This is a genomic window from Exiguobacterium sp. s123, assembly GCF_018617075.1.
In the GTDB taxonomy this organism is placed as follows: domain Bacteria; phylum Bacillota; class Bacilli; order Exiguobacteriales; family Exiguobacteriaceae; genus Exiguobacterium; species Exiguobacterium profundum.
The window spans coordinates 22759-40162 of the sequence record NZ_JACSJL010000009.1; the positions used below are offsets into that span (position 1 = coordinate 22759).

Consider the following 17404-nt stretch of genomic DNA (forward strand, 5'->3'; position numbering starts at 1 on the left):
TATCGACCGGAAATCAAATTTCAGATTATCATTGTCACGATTGGAACGTGATATTCTATAAAAAGAAATGGAGGTCGATTAAATGAATTTTGAAACAAAATATTTGATTAGGTGGGGAATCCCAGGATGGGTGTTCATATTTTGGTTATTCTTTTATTTTTCATTCACCCAAAATAATTACTCCGAATTTGTCAAAAATGTTCCGTTGCTAATATCTTTGGTAGTTGCAGGTGTTCCATTGGGTTATCTGATTTATCAAATCTATTTTGCCTGTTTTTGGAGTTTTAGAACAAAAGACAGTTTGAACAGATTTAGAAGCGAATTAGGAGACAAGTTTTCTACAGATGCTACCTTTGGCACTCTGTACGAGAATAGAAATAAAGATTACTACTATCTTGAACACGTTTGGCATTCTATGTTGTTGGAGCAGGATGAGGGGGTCCGTGCTTATTTGGAGGGGCGATATAGACATTTGTTGAGGACTATCCATGGGGTGGGTACATTGTTCGTCAGTACGACAGGTTCGCTAATCCTTGTTTTCTTCTTGCTGGTCCGAAGTTTGATCATAGGCGAAGAACCATTATTGTTTTACATAGGTATTGTGATGCAATCCGTTATTTTAGTTGCGGCCTCACTAAACTATAGATACTTCTCCGATAATCTTCGTGCGTTTCAGGTCGGTATGTTAAATAAATACCTACCTTTAAACGAAGTACCACAAAACCTGAATCATGTTTCTGAAATGAAAGATAAATGACTATCTTACAAAATATAAGGATATTTTATTAATTTATATTTCATTAATTTATATTTCATCTACAAGTAGAGATGATTCATGTATATTCTTGAATCATCTCTTTTTGATAGGGTGCAAGTACAGGTTACAATCAAAACCTTTATCAATTTTTCTACTGGAAGAAAAAAGGTTCTGGATAAAAGTCGGACTTCGCAACATCCTTCACAACAAAGTGTCTTCCTCTTCATCCTGATTCTTTTCAAAGAAAAAACTTATAAAATCTTTTCCAAACCTTGAGATTTCAAATTGTTCTTTTGATTTAAATTTAGGTTCTTTCAATTTTGGTAAACGATTGGACTTAGGGTTTGATAGTTTTTCAAGGTATGAAAAAGTGTCTTTGAACGTTTTGGAGATCTCTTTAAGATCATCAACGACATTAAGGTCTGTACGAGTAGTCAATAAACCAATCCTTAGCAAATTTCTTCGTACTGCCTCGTATTGATCATACGATATACCGTGTCGTTCCATGACATCGTGGAACGTCTCTCTAGAACCCTCTTGGTACCAGAAACGAGTCGAATTCATTAGCCTTAAGACCGAAATGTCGATTATTCGTGATTCTTTCAACACGTCGTAATAGGTTAAGACAAAGTCTTCTGATACAAAATCGTGTTTCGTGATTTGTACAAACCCATTGACCATGTATTTAATTTTTTCTTCTTGTTGTTCGTCTATCGCCGAGTCTAATACATATTGAAACAGTCTATCAATCTGCTCTTTTTGTTCATTAGTTTTAGATTCAAGATTCGACTGAATGGATTCTACTTTAAGATTTAACTCTTCAGCGACACGTAACATGTTTCTCTCGAAGCGAGCACGTTTATAGCCTTGAACTGCTCCAGACAACCCAGGGAGAAATGAACTCACTGCATCTATAGCTAAATCTCCCGCTGCACTTTTGATAGACTTTTTTGCTACTTCAGCGCTAAGCTCACTTCCTACATTTAAAAAAGTATCAAGAGCAAGATCACGACTAGTTTGCTTTAAGTTTTCTTTTCTGTTTTTATCCATAAAATTCATTCCTTTCATATAACGAGCTACTTGCAAAAATAGAATTGATGACTTTCATTTATACTAATTGTTTTTTGGTTGTGAATACGAGAAACAAAGAGTATATTTTTTGACTATAAACAATTATGGTCTACAGATTTTGTTTTTGTCTGACTAAGCACAAATAAAATCGTATTTTTTCATAAAATATAGAATTTCAAATAATCATCTGTACCTTGCAATAATTCTATGAAAGAAGAAAATTGATTTACAAAAAATTATAATAAATGACATTGTAAAAATAATTTGGTATCTTTTGTATTGAGAGGTTTCTTTTTTTGGAATATGAAAAATCTTAAAAGCAAAGAAAGAATACAGTCTAATTTATTAAGTTATCATTTATTAAAAAAAGGAGAATTGAGATGTTAAAAAAATTAGAAATTCACGGTTGGAAACAATTTGAAAAGATATCAATTGATTTTGATAAAAGAGTCACACTTATAACAGGAGCGAATGGGGCGGGTAAAAGTACAATTTTTCGTATGATAGCAAACGATATGGGGTGGAGTTATACTGAAACCTCAAATCCTGTTAAAGACAAGAAAAATTCTTCTCCTTTTTACACCGGCATTTCAGATAATAGTCAGATTAAACGAAATAAGAATCATTTAATTAATTTTACTGATGAACAACGTAAAGAATTATTAAATTTAGGATATTTACACCGGGACATTGATGAGGTTAATGATCCATATGCTTATCTATCTAATGGGTATTTTGAAATTGGTAATTTGATCAGCGAAGACGGTAATTTCACTTATTTTGTACCTGAATTTGTGGACGATGGTGCATACTATTTTCATACAAAGTTTGAGCCATCAGAATTTATTGATGCAAAAGAAAATCAGTTATCGGAATTAAGTACTGACTACCTTGAGGCATATATTTCTTACATTCGTCAAATTGGTAGAGAAATCATAGGACTTAGTATCCCTTCTCATAGAAGTCCATATACATATGAAAAAATTGATTCTATTCCAATTCATGCGCCTCAAACAACTGAACTAATAAAGGATTATTTTGAATCAGTAAAAAACCGAACACTTAACAACACTTACGCAAACGATCACTCACCTATTCTAACTATGAAAAAATCTATCGTATCTTTAGCTTTATTCAGTGAAGATAATACCTACGTAAAAGGAAACCCTGAATTTAAAATCATGATTGACGAATTTAATGAAGTCTTAATGAATGTCTTGCCTAAACATTTACAGTTTGAGGGTCTTTTAATTGTATCTGGAGAAGTAGTAATGAGTACAAAAGCAGGAGATTTTTTAATAGATGCAGCTTCTGGAGGAATAGGTGCTCTCATTGATATCGCTTGGCAAATTTTTGTTATTGATTTCGAGTACGAAAATTACGTTGTTGTGATAGATGAACTTGAAAATCATCTTCATCCTTCTATGCAAAGGGAAATACTACCGAATTTATTGAATGCATTTCCTAGAGCTCAGTTCGTAGTTAGTACCCACAGCCCTTTCATAGTCAATTCAATTATAGAGGGTAAAGTATATGCCTTAACGTTTAATTCACAAGGGAAAGTAAACAGTGAATTGCTAAATTTCGATAATAAATCTGCTGACGCTTTTGAGATTTTAAAAGATGTATTAGGAGTCTCGGTTACTATGCCAATATGGATGGAAAAAGAATTTAATAATACGATTAATGAGATTAGTACAACAAAACCATCTGAACTTAATGTTGAGGACTACGAGAAAATGAAGCTTATTTTAGAAGAAAAAGGACTATTAACTCAATTTCCACAACTATTAAAAATGTTGATGGAGAAAAATAATGATTAAATTAGTTAAAGAAAACATGCCTCCTATATTAATTGATAAATATGAACAATGGACGGAAGACTTAAAAGCAGCATATGAAGAAGAGGGGAAAGTGCCTAACTATATAAAAACTAGATATACACATAAAACTATAAAAGAATTAATTATTAAAGAAACAAATGGAAAGTGTGCCTATTGTGAAAGTAGAATCTTGGCTAATTCCTTTGGTGATATTGAGCATATCATTCCGAAAACTAAAGACCTTACTAAATGGTTCGAATGGGAAAATCTTACCTTGGCGTGTCAAAGATGTAATAATGGTAAATCAGATTATTACAACGAGGAATTAGATTTACTTGATCCATATATAGACAATATTCCGGAGCATTTAGTTTTTGATGGACCATTTTTAATGCCCAAGTCCAAAAGAGGGGCTACTACTATATACGTAATCGATTTAAACAGAACTGATTTATATGAAAATCGCAAAAGATTCTATGAAAATACCGTTATACCATATGTATACTTATACAATCTTGTAGACGATCCGGCTGTGAAAAGAAAAGTTTTAATTGATATTCAGAAATTAACAAGAGAAGATCAGGAGTTTAGTTATATGGTTTCAAAAAAAGTTAATGAAATTACAATGCAAGAAATTTCTTAAAGTGGTTTTAGTTTGATATTTTAGTGGGTTAATTCAAATAACCGGTTTATTAATTGCGAGTACCCATTCATTTTGTTTACGGATTAATGATTGATTAACTACATGGCCGGCTGTCAATCGCCTATTTATCAATCTCTATTTATTTCTATATAGAAGACTATATTTGACCTGTTGCAATTTTTTATTCAAATGGTAAATCCATATTTGTCATGTTTGAGAGTTGATTCAAAGATTGTAAGTAACCATTTGTCGTGTTAATTGAGTTATGACCGACCAGTTGCATGACCCCAATCAACGAATTTCCGTTCGCCAGGAGCTTTGTGATGTAGGCCCGGCGGAACCAGTGGGGCGGGGTCTTCTCTTCGTTCGCGACATAGTCGACCGCCTGATGAGTCATCAGGCGGAGGGCTTCATAAGTGATCGCCTTGTTGACTTTTATCGTACTAAAAGCGATGAAAGGGGACGCGACTTCCTCGATCATCATCAACGTCTGCAGTCGATTTACGAGATAGGTCGCCTTCTCGGTAAGCGGGATGCGGCGCCACTTGTCGCGTTTCCCTTTCACCTCGAGGTAAGATGTATGCTGATTTCGCTTCACATCGGTGAACTTGATTGATAACAGTTCTGCAGCTCGCATGCCTGTCGTCAACAACAAATAACCGATCGTCTCGTTACGGAGCTCCATGAGCTCCTTTTTTTTTGCCCGCTTGACGGTATGACGGAACGACTCAGCAATCCGCTCGATCTCGTCGAAATCAATCTCACGACGGAGCAGCTCAGGGCGCTGCTGGTTCTTCACGTGGAAGCCCAGATTATGTAGATGATACTGGTTGACGTGGAGGTAGGTTAGGAGACGCTTCAACATGTTATTCTTCCGCTGCGCCGTGCGTGGGGTATACTGTTCGTTCACCGCGAATAGGTAGCGATGGATGTCGAGCACGGTCAGGTGTTTTAACCCATCTGTCTTCGTCATCACAAAGCTAAGCACGAACTCAAGGTCTTGCTTATAGGCACGACGCGTGTGCGGACTCTTATCAGCGTAGATTGGGAATAATTCCGTTGCCCAGAACAATTCAATCACTTCGATATCAGTTAACGTCTCGAGATCGATATGGTCCTTCTTTAATGCTTCGGCCAATTTGGGATTTGCCCCGGTCAATTCTCGTAACGCTACTTCGAACGCCTTCTGCTTTTTCTCAATCTCCATGCTTCTCCCTCTTTTCGCTCCGTATTTTTATTTGAATATCTGTATTCGTTAAAAGACGTGGTGGAAAACGAGTAATACATATGTATTAGCATTAAAAATACTTTTGTAATTAGATAAATAAATTCTATAAGTATGTATTACAATTATATAGTTAGTTACAATTAAATTCCATTAACTTGTGATAATCTTATATTATCACAAGTTAGATGACAGTATAAGTCATTAACCAATTAGAAGAAAAGAATAAGAGCTGGACAGCATTGTGATATGCTCTACAATAGAAAGAAAGGTGAGATAACAAATCTGTTTATCTGATTGGAAGTGTTTTTTTAGGGCGAGAAGTCGGCAGTCGATTAAGCAAAAATTGATTGCACTGCGCATGGTGGAAGGACAAACAAATACGTGGAAGGAGATCACGGAGGCTCATGACGTCTCTAGGCACACTTTCCAAGTGTGGAAGTGGAAAGTGAAATTCGATACAATCGGAATCAAAAACCTGTAGACCTTACCTCAAGGAACAGAAGATTGCTGCCGTCCGTGGCTATCTCGATAGATTTATTGGAATAGAAGAAGCGGGACTGACACACAGCATGTCCCGGATCGGTCGTTGGGGTACCTTGAAAGTCGAGATGAACTCCTTGCGTGAGTTCTAGTCCAATATGTTGTTCTACAACTACCATCATCTCCAAAAACGACTAAACGGCTTTGGTCCTTTCGAATACAGGACTCAAGCCGCCTAGGTCGGTTTTCTCTATCTACCCTGTCTATTTGACGGGGAGCAGTTCATTGTTCAACTCTACTCTTTTTTTTTATACCCCTTAGCTTCATCTCAAGCAAGGATCTCTTTCCACTCGGAATAAATGAATTGGCTAAAACGGGCTGTCTTATCTGTACATTGGAGGCGATGGACTCATTTATAATTTCGAGACCTACCTCACTGATAAAGGCAGTATTAGGGTAAAACCTACCATCTCCTTTTGCTTGCAGAGTACTAAAAAGCGATTTTATCTCCTGAATAATTTTTTGATCTAGCTTAAATCTGATTGGAAGTGTATAATTCCCCTCCATTAAATCTTTCTTTATATTGTAGACTCTTCCGCATTCAAGACATTTGAAGTTTTCAAGTTCATCTTCCGATACATAGTGTTCTATCTCGCAATCACTTGTAAAAATATATTCAGCCGATACTGTTTTCTTTTTACTAAACAAAGACAATAACAATAGAAGAGTAATCGTTTGAGTATTTGTATATTTTAATGTTCGAGCAAGAAAGTAAGGATTAATGTAATCATTCTTAGTTGAGACTACTTCTTTAAAATAATCTAACATTTTTTCATTCAAATGATTAATATCAGAATACTCAACTTGTAACTTGGGATAATCCGCGAATAAATTCTCTAATTCTGTTTTTAATGTGTTCATATATACTCCTTCTAGACTCAGCCAGGTAATTTATGTTTGCATCATTTTCTGAACTACTTTGTAAAAATTCAAATGTTAACTTATCGCGACGGACCTTGACAGTAAATTTTTGTTGGTATCTTATATCTTCATGTTCATCAATTTCATAATGGAAAGATATTTCTGATACAACTTTTAACCTCTTAATCATTTCAAGTAGATACCAATATGGTTCGGTATGATAAACAGGTTCACGACGACTGTGCCGAGTTCTAGAAGAAGTGACATTTACAATATCTCTAAGAGCGAAACTGTAGATATATTGACTTAACTGCAATGAATCTATTTCTTTGACTAAATCTCGAAGTCGAATACCATTTAAAAGTGAAATTGCTTTTTCTAAACTGTCTCCACTTAAATCGTAGTTATTTTGTAGATAACTATTTAGTTCTGGATTCTTAGATAAAACTGTGTTTGAAGGAAAAACCTCATTAATTTGTTGTAAAAGATTTTCATGATCTTCAATAAATAAGTGATAAAGCGAAGCTTCAAGAGGTGAAGTTTGAAATGCAGATTGTGCAGAATGATGATCCTCCAAAGGCGATATAATATCTGGTACAGACTTGCTAGTAGTAATTCCGTCATCAAACCACTCATTAATTTTAGATTGCATGTAACCGGTTAATTCATCTTCGTTGTTGAGCATAATATCTTGAGGGATTTTGTTTTTGTAAAAATTTTGAGTTGCAGTTTTGTTCCAATGATACTCCAAAAATCCATTCTGCAAGTCTATAACATACTTCACTAAAAAGGAGCTAAATTGCTCTCTTTCTGAACCTCCTAATCGATAATATCCAATGCGTTCTATAATTGTGATTTTATGATTTGAAAATACAAAAGACAAATATGAATATTCTTTACTCTCAATCGTTGTAAGACTTCGATTTACAAACTCAGGATATTTTTCATGTATGTGTTCCTGCATTACTTCGCATATTTGATTAATATGTTCTAAGTTACCATAATCTATATCCATTTCAAGAATGCTTAAGGTTCTGTAGTTAAAATGATAATCAATGAATTCGATGAACTTCTCATCCAATGTTTTTAAGATGCTGTCTAAGATAGCTGTATGAGGACATAGCTGTTCACGGAATAATTGAGAATATCTTTTAATGGTTTGACTTTCACTACTAGTTTGAGCTAAAAGGTATTTAAATATTAATTCAGAGACTTGGTAAGTTTTCTTTTTATGCTTAGTCAAATTGACGTCATCAGTTAATTGAATAAAGTAATCCAGATTGTTTTCAATCATACCAATTAAAATTTCCTCTTGTTTATGAAGAGGAATATGACGCAATATTGTTATAGGATATTTCATAATAACTCCTTACTTAATTTGATAGTAAAGTATTTTTTATCATTGATTTAGTTGAATTAGCAAGCAACTTTTTTTGATTAGTTACTAATTCTATTAGATCTGTATAATGTTTTTGGTTTTCCACTTCAACTTCAGAAATCTGCAATTCAGTCCATTTTTGAATAGCACAAATATTTAATTCGGACCATAGTTGATACTCAATTATTTTTTCCTCAATAGCTTTGAAATTTTCCTGATTGATATTCTGTAACTCGAAAAAAAGAATGTAAATTTCACTATCAGATAATACTTTTGACAGTTTTTCTGAAGAGTAGTTATGCTTTTCGAGCTTAGAGTTAAATAGTACTTCCCAATCTTCTGCTTCTGATTTTTGAATAGAAATTAAGTCTTGAACAATAATAAAATAGTTTTCTAATTCATGATTAAGAATCGAAAGCTCTTTTTGATACGCGCTTAAATTTTCTAAAATAATTGATATGTAAATCCTATCTCTTTCCATATTTTCTTGCCTTATTAAACTATTAGTTTGCACAATTATTTGTCTGGTCGTGGCATAGTATAAACCTAAAAGACCAATTATATTGCCAAGATAGCTGCCCCAAAACCCAATCCAACTCTCAACATTTCCTAAAGCAATCGAAAACCAACTTATTTTTAGACCGAATGATAAAAAAAGAGGAAAAAGAATAACAGCAATAGAAATCACAATAAAAGTAGGGATATGCTTTTTTTCATATTCATTAACTTTCAAACTAAAACACCCACCATTTCGATATTGTATAATTGTAACATTTTTTATGATTTCAACAAATAATATGTAATATAATTGAAAAATAGTGGGGGTATTGCATTTCAACTAGTTTTCCAATTATTAAACTAATATAACCTCATAGATGTATGTGGGATTCATTTTTAATTCCGTATTTCTTCATGATACGCAATCAGCAAGCTTTTAAAATATAAGAACGAAGTATCAATAATATTGTTATAAATTACCTGAATTATAAAATTAAGTGCAACACTTGAACGTGAACGCAAAAAAAGCCCACAGCGATGGCCTCGTTTAGAATGAAGTTACGACACAAACATTCAGACGGAGGAATCGCTATGAGCTACACCCATCTTACCACAACGGAGCGCGTGAAAATAGAGACCTATCTGGAGATCGGGATGTCCATCCGGTCCATCGCGAGACGGCTCGGGCGACAGCCCTCGACCGTCTCGCGGGAGATCAGACGGAACCCCGGCTACGAGTCAGGACGTGCGCAGAAACGCTACGAGAAGGCGAAAACCCATTGCGGCGCCAAGACGAAGCTCGACGACACGATGCGCCGGACGATCGTCGAGAAGCTGCGTGCGACCTGGTCGCCGGAACAGATCGTGGGGCGGCTCTTCAACGGAAAGCTCGCCTTCTCCACCATCTACCGCTGGATCTATTCGGGACGGATCGACGTGCCCGTGACCGTGCTCCGCCAGAAGGGGAAACGTCAAAAGCCGGCCGAGACGCGCGGTCGCATCAACGTCGGCCTCCCCATCTCGCAACGACCGCCAGAGGTCAGGGGGCGCCGGACGTTCGGGCACTGGGAGCTCGACACCGTCGTCTCCGGACGAGGGAAGTCGAAGGCGTGCGTCGCGACGTTCATCGAGCGGAAGATCCGGTTCTATCTCGCCCTGCCGATCGCGGACCGCACCGCGGCCTCGATGGAGGGGGCGATCCATACGGTGCACGGCGCCTTCCCGGACGGCACGTTCGAGACGGCGACGACGGACCGTGGCAAGGAGTTCAGCGGTCACGAGCGCATCCAGGCGTCACTCGGCGTGCCGATGTATTTCGCCGACCCGTACTCATCGTGGCAACGGGGGAGCAACGAGAACGCCAACGGGCTCCTCCGCGAGTTCTTCCCGAAAGGAACGGACTTCGCGCAGGTGGCGCATGACGAACTCGCGGACGCGCTGACCAAGATCAACGGGCGACCGAGGAAGTGTCTGGACTGGAAAACCGCACACGAGGCCTTCACCGAGGAAGTGTTGCGCTTAATTTGACAAACCATCATTATAAAACCCTAATGAAGCTCTCGAATAAAAATTGAGACTTTCATTAGGGCTATTATTTTTAACGATGTTATATAGAAGTTAAAATCAATTTTACTGTAGGTTAACTGATAGTAAAACTCTTTACTAATTTAATCACTTGCAGTTAAAAACAATTCTAGTAATAATTTTAATCTTAAAAATAAAACTTATGTTCATTTTTCTTATGTGATTTTTTTGAAGTGATTTCTACTTTTATATTTTCAATCGGTTTATTGAACAATAAAAGTGAAGGAAACGCAATTGTATCATGCTGTTTTATATAGCTCTGATTGAATCTAATTATATCGAACTGGTCATCTTCATATAGTTCATAACAAAAAATATTTTCCAAAGATTCATTAAATTCTTGGGTTTCTCTTTCTATTTTTTCGTCATAAGATTCTAATGCTAAGGACGGATTTAAGCCAGATAGATTGAATCGAGAGCTCTCTGGATAATTATCAAATCCTTTGACCTGATGTGATTTTCGAGAAATATAAACTTCTTGATTCAACGCCAGGGCAGAACCTAAAATAAGTTCCGAAGGTATTGGTAACTCGTTATGAAAAATTAGTGTATTTTTTGCAACATAGACCGTAACGTCAACATCTTCATCGTAGGTTGATCCATTATTTTGTATACCCAAGTCTAAATAGAATAAAGAATTAACCTTGTTTAAATACTCTTTCCAAGATTCTAAAGTTTTAATTTCTATTAATAACTGTAATATGAATTCATATTTTTTAACCATCTCTGAGGGTCCAGTGTATTTGTATGCACGATTACCTCTCCAGTCTGGTATCATATCCAGTTGTTTATTTACACCAATCACATTAAAAAACGTGTCTTCAGTATATGGTATTAATTCTGAATTCAAATATGATTTTATAACTTCTTGATCTTTGTCATCAATTTTAACCGGTATAGGTTCAAGGTGTTTTATAGCTAAGCCTAGAGCTGGATTTCTTTCAATTTTGTTTGACTTATTCTCTACTGTATTTACTTCGACTTGGACAGAAACTTTTGATATTTCTTCAATTAAATTTTGCGCTTTAATAACCATAGAATTAGTAATTTTTTTTATGTCTATATTTGTTGGTGAAATCTTAATTTCTTCATCGATAAGTCCGTTTTTTATACCGACAATGTGTAAACTGCTATCTTGTTTCGGAATATTTTTGTCTATAAAAAGTTTAGGTACGTATAGATAAAGATGATTGGTTAACTTTTTTTTAAATTCCTGAATACTATCGTAAGAATCATACAATCCTTTTGTTTGGTGAGCTTCATGATACTGTTCTTTGAAGTTTAAAACTCTTTGATATTCTTTTTCATTTTTTTTACTAGGTGGCAAAGGAACGTCACTAAAGTACAAAAATACTTGCTTGTCGTCTTTTAAAAGTTGTTCGATTTCCTCTTCAGTCCCTGAACCGTAATCGTCTGTGGGTGTCCCAAACCTTGTCCAAAATACAGCAATGGCCATGTCACACGTATTAACAAATTGTTTATTCAATAATTTTTGGGGGCGCCCTCCCGACTCAGGATAAGAATCCGCACCCCAATGTTTAATTTCTAACTTTACTCCGTTTATATCTCCAATATTTCTATTAATTTCATTAATAACGTCTTCTATAATCGCTAGTTCTTCTTGAACATCTGAAGGACAAGAGATAAGTATTGAATATTGAGTTATTGTTTTAGGCACGATACATCCTCCAATTTAGCTTTATTTGAACCTAACATTATCAAAAAAATCAGTAAGAGTTATATTCAAGCCATTACAAAATTTTTGAATTGTACTTACTTTCGGATGCTTTGTACGACCACTCATCAGTTCCGAAACGGTTGCTTGGTTTAGTCCACCTTTTTGAATCACTTGATGAATAGTCATTTTATGTTCAGCTGCGAGCTCTTTCATCCGCTCAGTGATTGCCTCGTTCAATTCCACTTGCTCACCCCACGATCCAAGTACTTTCTTCATCACTTATTCTTTACGAAACCCTCTATTCCTCTACTCTATCACAATCTCTTGAAATCAAAATACTTGTCATTATTTTCTATACTCGAATCGTTATTTTTTTACAGATGTGCTACAAAACCAAAAATATTGAGTTACTGTTGCTTATAAACCCTCATGTAGAGCGGATTCGACAAGAATCGTCAATTGTAAAATTTCTGACATATCAGAAAACTGATGATTTTTATTCCTATCCCTGCTATATTGGAACCAACAAAAGGAAACATCTGTTTGGTCGCCGCTTTGGTTTACAGAAAGGGGAAGGCTTATGTATCGATTCGGGGAGTGGTTGAAGGAGAACCGCCGGCTCTCGGGCTGGTCACAGGTCGAACTATCAGAGAAAACGCTCGGAGAAATCTCACAACCCGCCATCAGCCAGTACGAACAGAACCGTTCGGTGCCGTCGATCGCGGACATCGATCATCTGGCCCGTGCATTCGGGCATACGCTCGCGACGGTACCGTGGGACGCCATCGACTTCAGCTATGGGGTGAAGCGGTCCGTCACCAAACTCGAGCGACGTCGATTCGACCTGAAAGAATTGCCGCAGGCCGACTCGGTCCGCACGTTCGACGGGAAGACGTATGAATTGCACGGCTTTATCGGAATCGAAAAAGCTAGCGGCGAAGCGGTCCAGCTGACGCAACTCTACTATCGAATCCGTACGGTCGTCTGTGACGCCCACGTGCTCGCCAAGCGCAAGAATCCGGATGACGAGCTCATCCATGTCAAGAAACGAAAGAGAGTCCGCCAGTAACCGACATCGACGCAGCAGCACATCCTTAAGGATGGTCTCCTCCAATCACATACCGGCGTGTCCCTCACCAGTGACCGAGTGGGCGGGATCTACGCACAGATGGTTCGGCGAGAGTCGCCTAAAACTCGCCACAAGGTCACCGCATCGTTCCGGGTCATCGAAAAACCCTGTACAGCTCCTCATCACAGCGGGGAGCAGAGTTCGTGGGGGAACAGCTAGAAACCCACCGCACCGAATCCGACTGTCCTTAATGATGTGCTGCTGCACATCACGAGATCAAGGGAAGGAAGTGTGTACCGTGGCATCAAAAGAACAGAAACAGAACCGTAGCTTCGCCGAGAAACTCTTACGCATCCGTGGGAAGGACTACGAGGAGTGGCTCGACGAACAACATCAACAGGTCATCCAGGACAACCAGGAACTCATTTTGGAGGCGCTCGAGGCGAAGCTCAGCTTCAAGTCGCCGGCGCATCAGGACTAAGGAGGGAACGACATGGGACTCAATGAGACAGGGCTCAGCTTGCTTCAGTTCTTCCAGGGGCTCGCCGTCATCGCCGCGGCCATCGCCTTCGCGATCGGGGGCTTCTACTTCATCTTCGGTGGGGATCGGGGCCGCTCGAAGGCCGTCGGTTGGCTCGTCGGGGGCGCCGTCGGCCTGATCATCGTCATGGGCGCGTTCACGCTCGCCGAGATGGTTGACCAGAACATCAAATTCTAATGCACACGCATACAGCGTTCCAATCGGAAGGCTTTTTTTGTTGCTTGAAACGAGAGGAGGAACGAGATGCTGTTTGTACGATTCACCGACGTGCCGGACACTCGGATCCAGAACTATGAGCGGCTCCCTTTCGCCGAGGCGGTCATCGCGACCCATGACCTGAACCAGGCACTCAGCGAGGAAGGGACGAGCTGTTCCGGTGACTTCCGGCTCTTCGACCAAAAAGACGAACTGCTCTATCGGGGGACGTTCACGTTCGGCACAGAAGGAGCGTATCCGAACCTGTACCATCAAGTGAAGGACCGAGTACAACGGATCAAGACGAAAAAAGAGGATAACGCGAAAAAACTATGGCTCCTCGACGAGATCGAGTCTGAGACACCGGACGACTACAAACGACAGTCCGCCAAATCGAACTCAATCATATCGTCGACCTATCAGTCACGCCTGACCCGACTACAGCGCCGCCTCATCTACGGGGTGGCCACGGCTGGGATTCTATTTACCTCCCTGTTCACTGCGGCGCAATGGTTCATCGATAAAGAGGCACACGCCGAACAGGTGACCGGTATCGAACAGACATGGCTGGATGCTTACGACCTGGCGCTCCAAGGTGAGGAATCTTCGCTCATCAATTTACTGGAACGGAAAGACCGGTCCGAGGAAGAGGATGTTCTACTGGTCGATCTCTATCTTGCAGAAGGCGCAGACCAGAAAGCGCTCGAGCTCACGGATGACCCCATCCTGATTGAGACGAAGCTGGCCGGGCTCGATTTATCCGATCAGGAGAAATTGGAACGGCTCCATGACTTTCAAGCGTCACATCCGACCGACGAGGGCGCGTTCGATATCGCCAAACTGGAACGGGACCATGAGACCGTGGCTAAGATGAAAAATGTGGAATGGATAGCTCCCCGTATTTCTGCGAAAGTGACTGCCTATCTCTATCTCGGGGACATCGAGTCCGCGAACGATTGGGCGTCCAAGACAAACGACCCTGCCGTACAAGCAAAGATCGATAAATACCAAGACATTACGGCCACGATCGACGGACTGAACGAGAAACTAAAGAAAACATCTAGCAAGGACACCGCAGCTCGTGAGAAGATTCAAGCCGCTATCGCTGCTGAAGAAATTGACCTAGAAACAATTCTTTATTCAGATTAAGGTAGGTGAAATAATTGAGAACTCAGTCTCTGTCACCACGATTCCCGATACGTCTGGTTTTCCCCGCCCTGTTCTGCCTAATAGTGCTGCCGGTCGGGATTTTTTATCTGCTGAACGGGGTCTACAACATCATTCGACAAATCATGACCCCAATTCTAAAAGAAGGGCTTTTGGTCGGAGTGACGATTCCGACTCTCTCACCCTCCCTGTTCTTGGAGGTGAGTCTTCCCTCTTCGACCGTCTTGCTCGGACTGATCGCGTTCAGTCTGTTCATCGGTCTTGTCGTGTTCGGCAAGGTATGGCTGAACTTCCGGGATCTGCGAAAGAATCAGAAAGGAAGCGCCCGCTTCACCTCATTCGATGAATTGAAGCAACAGTACCGTCGTGTTCCGGACCGGAAGAAGCGCTATGACGGATTGGGCGGTGTCCCCGTCGGACGGGTCAAGAACGAGCTGTTCATCGATGACTCCCCCGTCAACAACCTGATCATTGGCACAACCCGATCCGGGAAGGGCGAGACGTTCGTCTTCTCGACGATTGATCTGTACAGCCGGGCAAGTGACCAAGCGAGCCTGATCATCAACGACCCGAAAGGCGAGCTCTTCGCCGCCTCGAAGGAGACGCTCGAACAACGCGGCTATCAGGTCGAGGTGTTGAACCTGATGAACCCGCTCCAATCGATGTCGTACAACCTGTTGCAACTGACAATCGATGCGTTCCTTGAGGAAAACTACTCGCTCGCCCAACAGTATGCGCGCTCGGTCGCGTTCATGTTGTACCATGATCCGAAGGCACGGGACCCGTTCTGGGCCAACTCGTCGATCGACCTGTGCACGGCGCTCATCCTCGGTCTCTGTGAAGAGGCGAAGGACACGCCGGAGAAGATCAACATGTACAACGTCGCCCTCATGCTCTCGGACTTAGGGTCACGGACGGTCGTGACGCGACAAGGGCAGGAGATCTCCGCACTCGACGAGTTCTTTCAGCAGTTCCCGGAGAACCACCCGGCGCGGCTCCAGTTCGCGACGCTCCACTTTTCTGGGGGTCAGACACGGGCCAGTATCCTGGCCAATACGAATGCGAAGCTCGGGATCTTCACATTGAACGGGACCGGGAAGCTGACGTCGATGAACTCGCTCGACATGCGACGCATCGGATTCAACCGTTGGATCAGTGGACGGACTGAACCTTTGACACGACTCACGTTTAGGTTCCCCGATGGGACGACCCATGCGCTCACGACAGACGACGATGGCAGCTTCATCGTGTACCACGCGTCATCACTTAGAACCGGAGACGCCGTTCAAATCTCGACTGACTCAAGCACTGCGACGATCCAGCTGGAAGCGCATGATGAGGAGAGTGGACGTTTCCGTTACGCAATCGACGGGACGATACAGATCCGTGAAGTGATGTACCATATGCGTCCCGTGGCGGTGTTTCTCATCGTCCCAGACTATGACCCGACATTCAACGTCATCGCGTCGCTCTACATCAAACAGGTATACACGGCGCTCGCCCGGGTCGCCTCGCAGACGAAACAAGGCAAATGCGAGCGCCAAGTAGTCTTCTTACTCGATGAGTTCGGCAACATGCCGCCGATCGAAGGCATGGCCAACATCATAACAGTCTGTCTCGGCCGGAACATGCGCTTCAACCTCGTCATCCAGGCCTACTCCCAACTCGAGAACCTATACGGAGAGGATTGGAAGACGATTGACGGCAACTGTGGGAACACACACTATCTGTTGACCGCGGACGAGTCGACCGCCGAACTGATATCGAAGAAGCTCGGTGAGGCGACCATCGTCACGAAATCGCGGTCCGGGCAGACGTTCTCGCTCAAGAAATCGAAGACGGAGAACTTGGACGGCCGTCGGCTCATGACAGCGACCGAGGTCATGGGACTCAAAGAGGGCGAGATGCTCATCATCCGTGTCATCAAGCGTCAGGACACGAAGAAACGCCGTATCCAGTCGTATCCAATCTTCCTGACCGGCAGGACGGCAATGAAGTACCGCTACGAATACCTAGCGGACGACTTCGACACGGATCGTTCCCTGCATGACATCGACATCCCCTGCCGTCACGCCGGTCTCGACTTCGAACAGATTCGTATCCGCTTCGCAAAGAAAGAAGACGAGACGGAAATCAATACACCATCGAATCAGGAAGATAAGTCTAAGTCCTTGACGGTACGAGATGTGCTGCAGGACAGCATCCTGCGCTCGATGTTCGAAGGACATGACATCGGCGAGATGTCCCTCCCCGAGTTCGAGACGAACTTGAACCTAGGAGTCTACGACGTCACCGACAGCCAAAAGAGCTTTTTGAGTACGATGATTGCGAAGCGACTCGAGAAACTGAAGCAAGGCACACCGTAGAGAGG

General features: G+C 41.0%; 16 protein-coding genes and 1 pseudogene. 10 read left to right on the forward strand and 7 right to left on the reverse strand.

Translation table 11 applies throughout. The features are described 5' to 3' along the window. Nucleotides 1-82: 82 nt before the first annotated feature. A complete protein-coding gene (locus tag KNO72_RS13585; protein WP_214758477.1) occupies nucleotides 83-757 on the forward strand; it encodes a BA5345 family protein in 675 nt (224 codons plus the stop codon). A gap of 201 nt (nucleotides 758-958) precedes the next feature. Here KNO72_RS13585 and KNO72_RS13590 read toward each other — a convergent pair whose 3' ends face one another. Beyond that, entirely contained in the window at nucleotides 959-1807 is an 849-nt protein-coding gene (locus KNO72_RS13590) for a hypothetical protein (protein WP_214758479.1), read from the reverse strand. 401 nt (nucleotides 1808-2208) lie between these two features. On the opposite strand from KNO72_RS13590, the gene KNO72_RS13595 reads away from it, so the two are divergent. Both KNO72_RS13595 and KNO72_RS13600 read left to right on the forward strand, forming a co-directional pair. Beyond that, nucleotides 2209-3651 carry an AAA family ATPase gene (locus KNO72_RS13595; RefSeq protein WP_214758481.1) on the forward strand — a complete coding sequence of 481 codons (1443 nt, stop codon included), beginning with the start codon at nucleotides 2209-2211 and terminating at the stop codon, nucleotides 3649-3651. Then, nucleotides 3644-4294: an HNH endonuclease gene (locus KNO72_RS13600; RefSeq protein WP_214758483.1), complete on the forward strand. Its 651-nt coding sequence runs from the start codon at nucleotides 3644-3646 to the stop codon at nucleotides 4292-4294. The genes KNO72_RS13595 and KNO72_RS13600 overlap by 8 nt, the downstream gene beginning before the upstream one ends. 181 nt (nucleotides 4295-4475) lie before the next feature. Here the strand turns inward: KNO72_RS13600 and KNO72_RS13605 are convergent, their stop codons facing one another. Beyond that, nucleotides 4476-5501 carry a tyrosine-type recombinase/integrase gene (locus tag KNO72_RS13605; protein ID WP_214758485.1) on the reverse strand — a complete coding sequence of 342 codons (1026 nt, stop codon included), beginning with the start codon at nucleotides 5499-5501 and terminating at the stop codon, nucleotides 4476-4478. 379 nt (nucleotides 5502-5880) lie between these two features. Between KNO72_RS13605 and KNO72_RS15950 the strand changes: the two are divergent. Then, nucleotides 5881-6070: pseudogene (locus KNO72_RS15950) on the forward strand (IS3-like element ISEnfa5 family transposase); the annotation flags it as partial. Between the two features lie 214 nt (nucleotides 6071-6284). Here the strand turns inward: KNO72_RS15950 and KNO72_RS13610 are convergent. Genes KNO72_RS13610 through KNO72_RS13620 form a run of 3 tightly spaced genes read right to left on the reverse strand, consistent with a single transcriptional unit; the run spans nucleotide 6285 to nucleotide 9034 of the window. Then, nucleotides 6285-6923 (reverse strand): hypothetical protein, encoded by a 639-nt coding sequence (locus KNO72_RS13610; RefSeq protein ID WP_214758487.1) that lies wholly within the window; start codon nucleotides 6921-6923, stop codon nucleotides 6285-6287. After that, nucleotides 6862-8283: a hypothetical protein gene (locus KNO72_RS13615; protein ID WP_214758489.1), complete on the reverse strand. Its 1422-nt coding sequence runs from the start codon at nucleotides 8281-8283 to the stop codon at nucleotides 6862-6864. Before KNO72_RS13615 ends, KNO72_RS13610 begins: the two co-directional genes overlap by 62 nt. A gap of 13 nt (nucleotides 8284-8296) precedes the next feature. After that, the gene (locus KNO72_RS13620) at nucleotides 8297-9034 is read right to left on the reverse strand and encodes a hypothetical protein (protein ID WP_214758491.1); all 738 of its coding nucleotides are present in this window, start codon (nucleotides 9032-9034) and stop codon (nucleotides 8297-8299) included. A gap of 356 nt (nucleotides 9035-9390) precedes the next feature. Here KNO72_RS13620 and KNO72_RS13625 point away from each other — a divergent pair, with 356 nt between their 5' ends. Next, the gene (locus tag KNO72_RS13625; protein WP_214758493.1) at nucleotides 9391-10326 is read left to right on the forward strand and encodes an IS30 family transposase; all 936 of its coding nucleotides are present in this window, start codon (nucleotides 9391-9393) and stop codon (nucleotides 10324-10326) included. A 184-nt stretch (nucleotides 10327-10510) separates the two neighbouring features. Here the strand turns inward: KNO72_RS13625 and KNO72_RS13630 are convergent, their stop codons facing one another. Together KNO72_RS13630 and KNO72_RS13635 are read right to left on the reverse strand one after the other, a co-directional pair. Further along, nucleotides 10511-12061 carry a hypothetical protein gene (locus KNO72_RS13630; protein ID WP_214758496.1) on the reverse strand — a complete coding sequence of 517 codons (1551 nt, stop codon included), beginning with the start codon at nucleotides 12059-12061 and terminating at the stop codon, nucleotides 10511-10513. 21 nt (nucleotides 12062-12082) lie between these two features. Continuing rightward, the gene (locus tag KNO72_RS13635) at nucleotides 12083-12337 is read right to left on the reverse strand and encodes a helix-turn-helix domain-containing protein (RefSeq protein ID WP_214758498.1); all 255 of its coding nucleotides are present in this window, start codon (nucleotides 12335-12337) and stop codon (nucleotides 12083-12085) included. 304 nt (nucleotides 12338-12641) lie between these two features. Between KNO72_RS13635 and KNO72_RS13640 the strand changes: the two genes are divergently transcribed. The 5 genes from KNO72_RS13640 (at nucleotide 12642) to KNO72_RS13660 (ending at nucleotide 17399) form a co-directional block, all read left to right on the forward strand. After that, nucleotides 12642-13130 carry a helix-turn-helix domain-containing protein gene (locus tag KNO72_RS13640; RefSeq protein WP_214758500.1) on the forward strand — a complete coding sequence of 163 codons (489 nt, stop codon included), beginning with the start codon at nucleotides 12642-12644 and terminating at the stop codon, nucleotides 13128-13130. A gap of 298 nt (nucleotides 13131-13428) precedes the next feature. After that, entirely contained in the window at nucleotides 13429-13611 is a 183-nt protein-coding gene (locus KNO72_RS13645) for a hypothetical protein (protein WP_021065836.1), read from the forward strand. A 12-nt stretch (nucleotides 13612-13623) separates the two neighbouring features. Then, a complete protein-coding gene (locus tag KNO72_RS13650) occupies nucleotides 13624-13848 on the forward strand; it encodes a hypothetical protein (protein WP_012390467.1) in 225 nt (74 codons plus the stop codon). Nucleotides 13849-13914: 66 nt separating this feature from the next. Beyond that, nucleotides 13915-15015, forward strand: a complete 1101-nt coding sequence (locus KNO72_RS13655) for a hypothetical protein (protein ID WP_214758502.1) — start codon at nucleotides 13915-13917, stop codon at nucleotides 15013-15015. 14 nt (nucleotides 15016-15029) lie between these two features. Further along, complete coding sequence (locus KNO72_RS13660; protein WP_214758504.1) at nucleotides 15030-17399, forward strand: VirD4-like conjugal transfer protein, CD1115 family; 2370 nt, start codon at nucleotides 15030-15032, stop codon at nucleotides 17397-17399. Nucleotides 17400-17404 lie beyond the last annotated feature (5 nt).

Bases quoted from the DNA above. Each gene is read 5' to 3' on its own strand.
- KNO72_RS13585 (WP_214758477.1), top strand. From the start codon at position 83: ATGAATTTTGAAACAAAATATTTGATTAGGTGGGGAATCCCAGGATGG.
- KNO72_RS13590 (WP_214758479.1), bottom strand. From the start codon at position 1,807: ATGGATAAAAACAGAAAAGAAAACTTAAAGCAAACTAGTCGTGATCTT.
- KNO72_RS13595 (WP_214758481.1), top strand. From the start codon at position 2,209: ATGTTAAAAAAATTAGAAATTCACGGTTGGAAACAATTTGAAAAGATA.
- KNO72_RS13600 (WP_214758483.1), top strand. From the start codon at position 3,644: ATGATTAAATTAGTTAAAGAAAACATGCCTCCTATATTAATTGATAAA.
- KNO72_RS13605 (WP_214758485.1), bottom strand. From the start codon at position 5,501: ATGGAGATTGAGAAAAAGCAGAAGGCGTTCGAAGTAGCGTTACGAGAA.
- KNO72_RS13610 (WP_214758487.1), bottom strand. From the start codon at position 6,923: ATGAACACATTAAAAACAGAATTAGAGAATTTATTCGCGGATTATCCC.
- KNO72_RS13615 (WP_214758489.1), bottom strand. From the start codon at position 8,283: ATGAAATATCCTATAACAATATTGCGTCATATTCCTCTTCATAAACAA.
- KNO72_RS13625 (WP_214758493.1), top strand. From the start codon at position 9,391: ATGAGCTACACCCATCTTACCACAACGGAGCGCGTGAAAATAGAGACC.
- KNO72_RS13635 (WP_214758498.1), bottom strand. From the start codon at position 12,337: ATGAAGAAAGTACTTGGATCGTGGGGTGAGCAAGTGGAATTGAACGAG.
- KNO72_RS13640 (WP_214758500.1), top strand. From the start codon at position 12,642: ATGTATCGATTCGGGGAGTGGTTGAAGGAGAACCGCCGGCTCTCGGGC.
- KNO72_RS13650 (WP_012390467.1), top strand. From the start codon at position 13,624: ATGGGACTCAATGAGACAGGGCTCAGCTTGCTTCAGTTCTTCCAGGGG.
- KNO72_RS13655 (WP_214758502.1), top strand. From the start codon at position 13,915: ATGCTGTTTGTACGATTCACCGACGTGCCGGACACTCGGATCCAGAAC.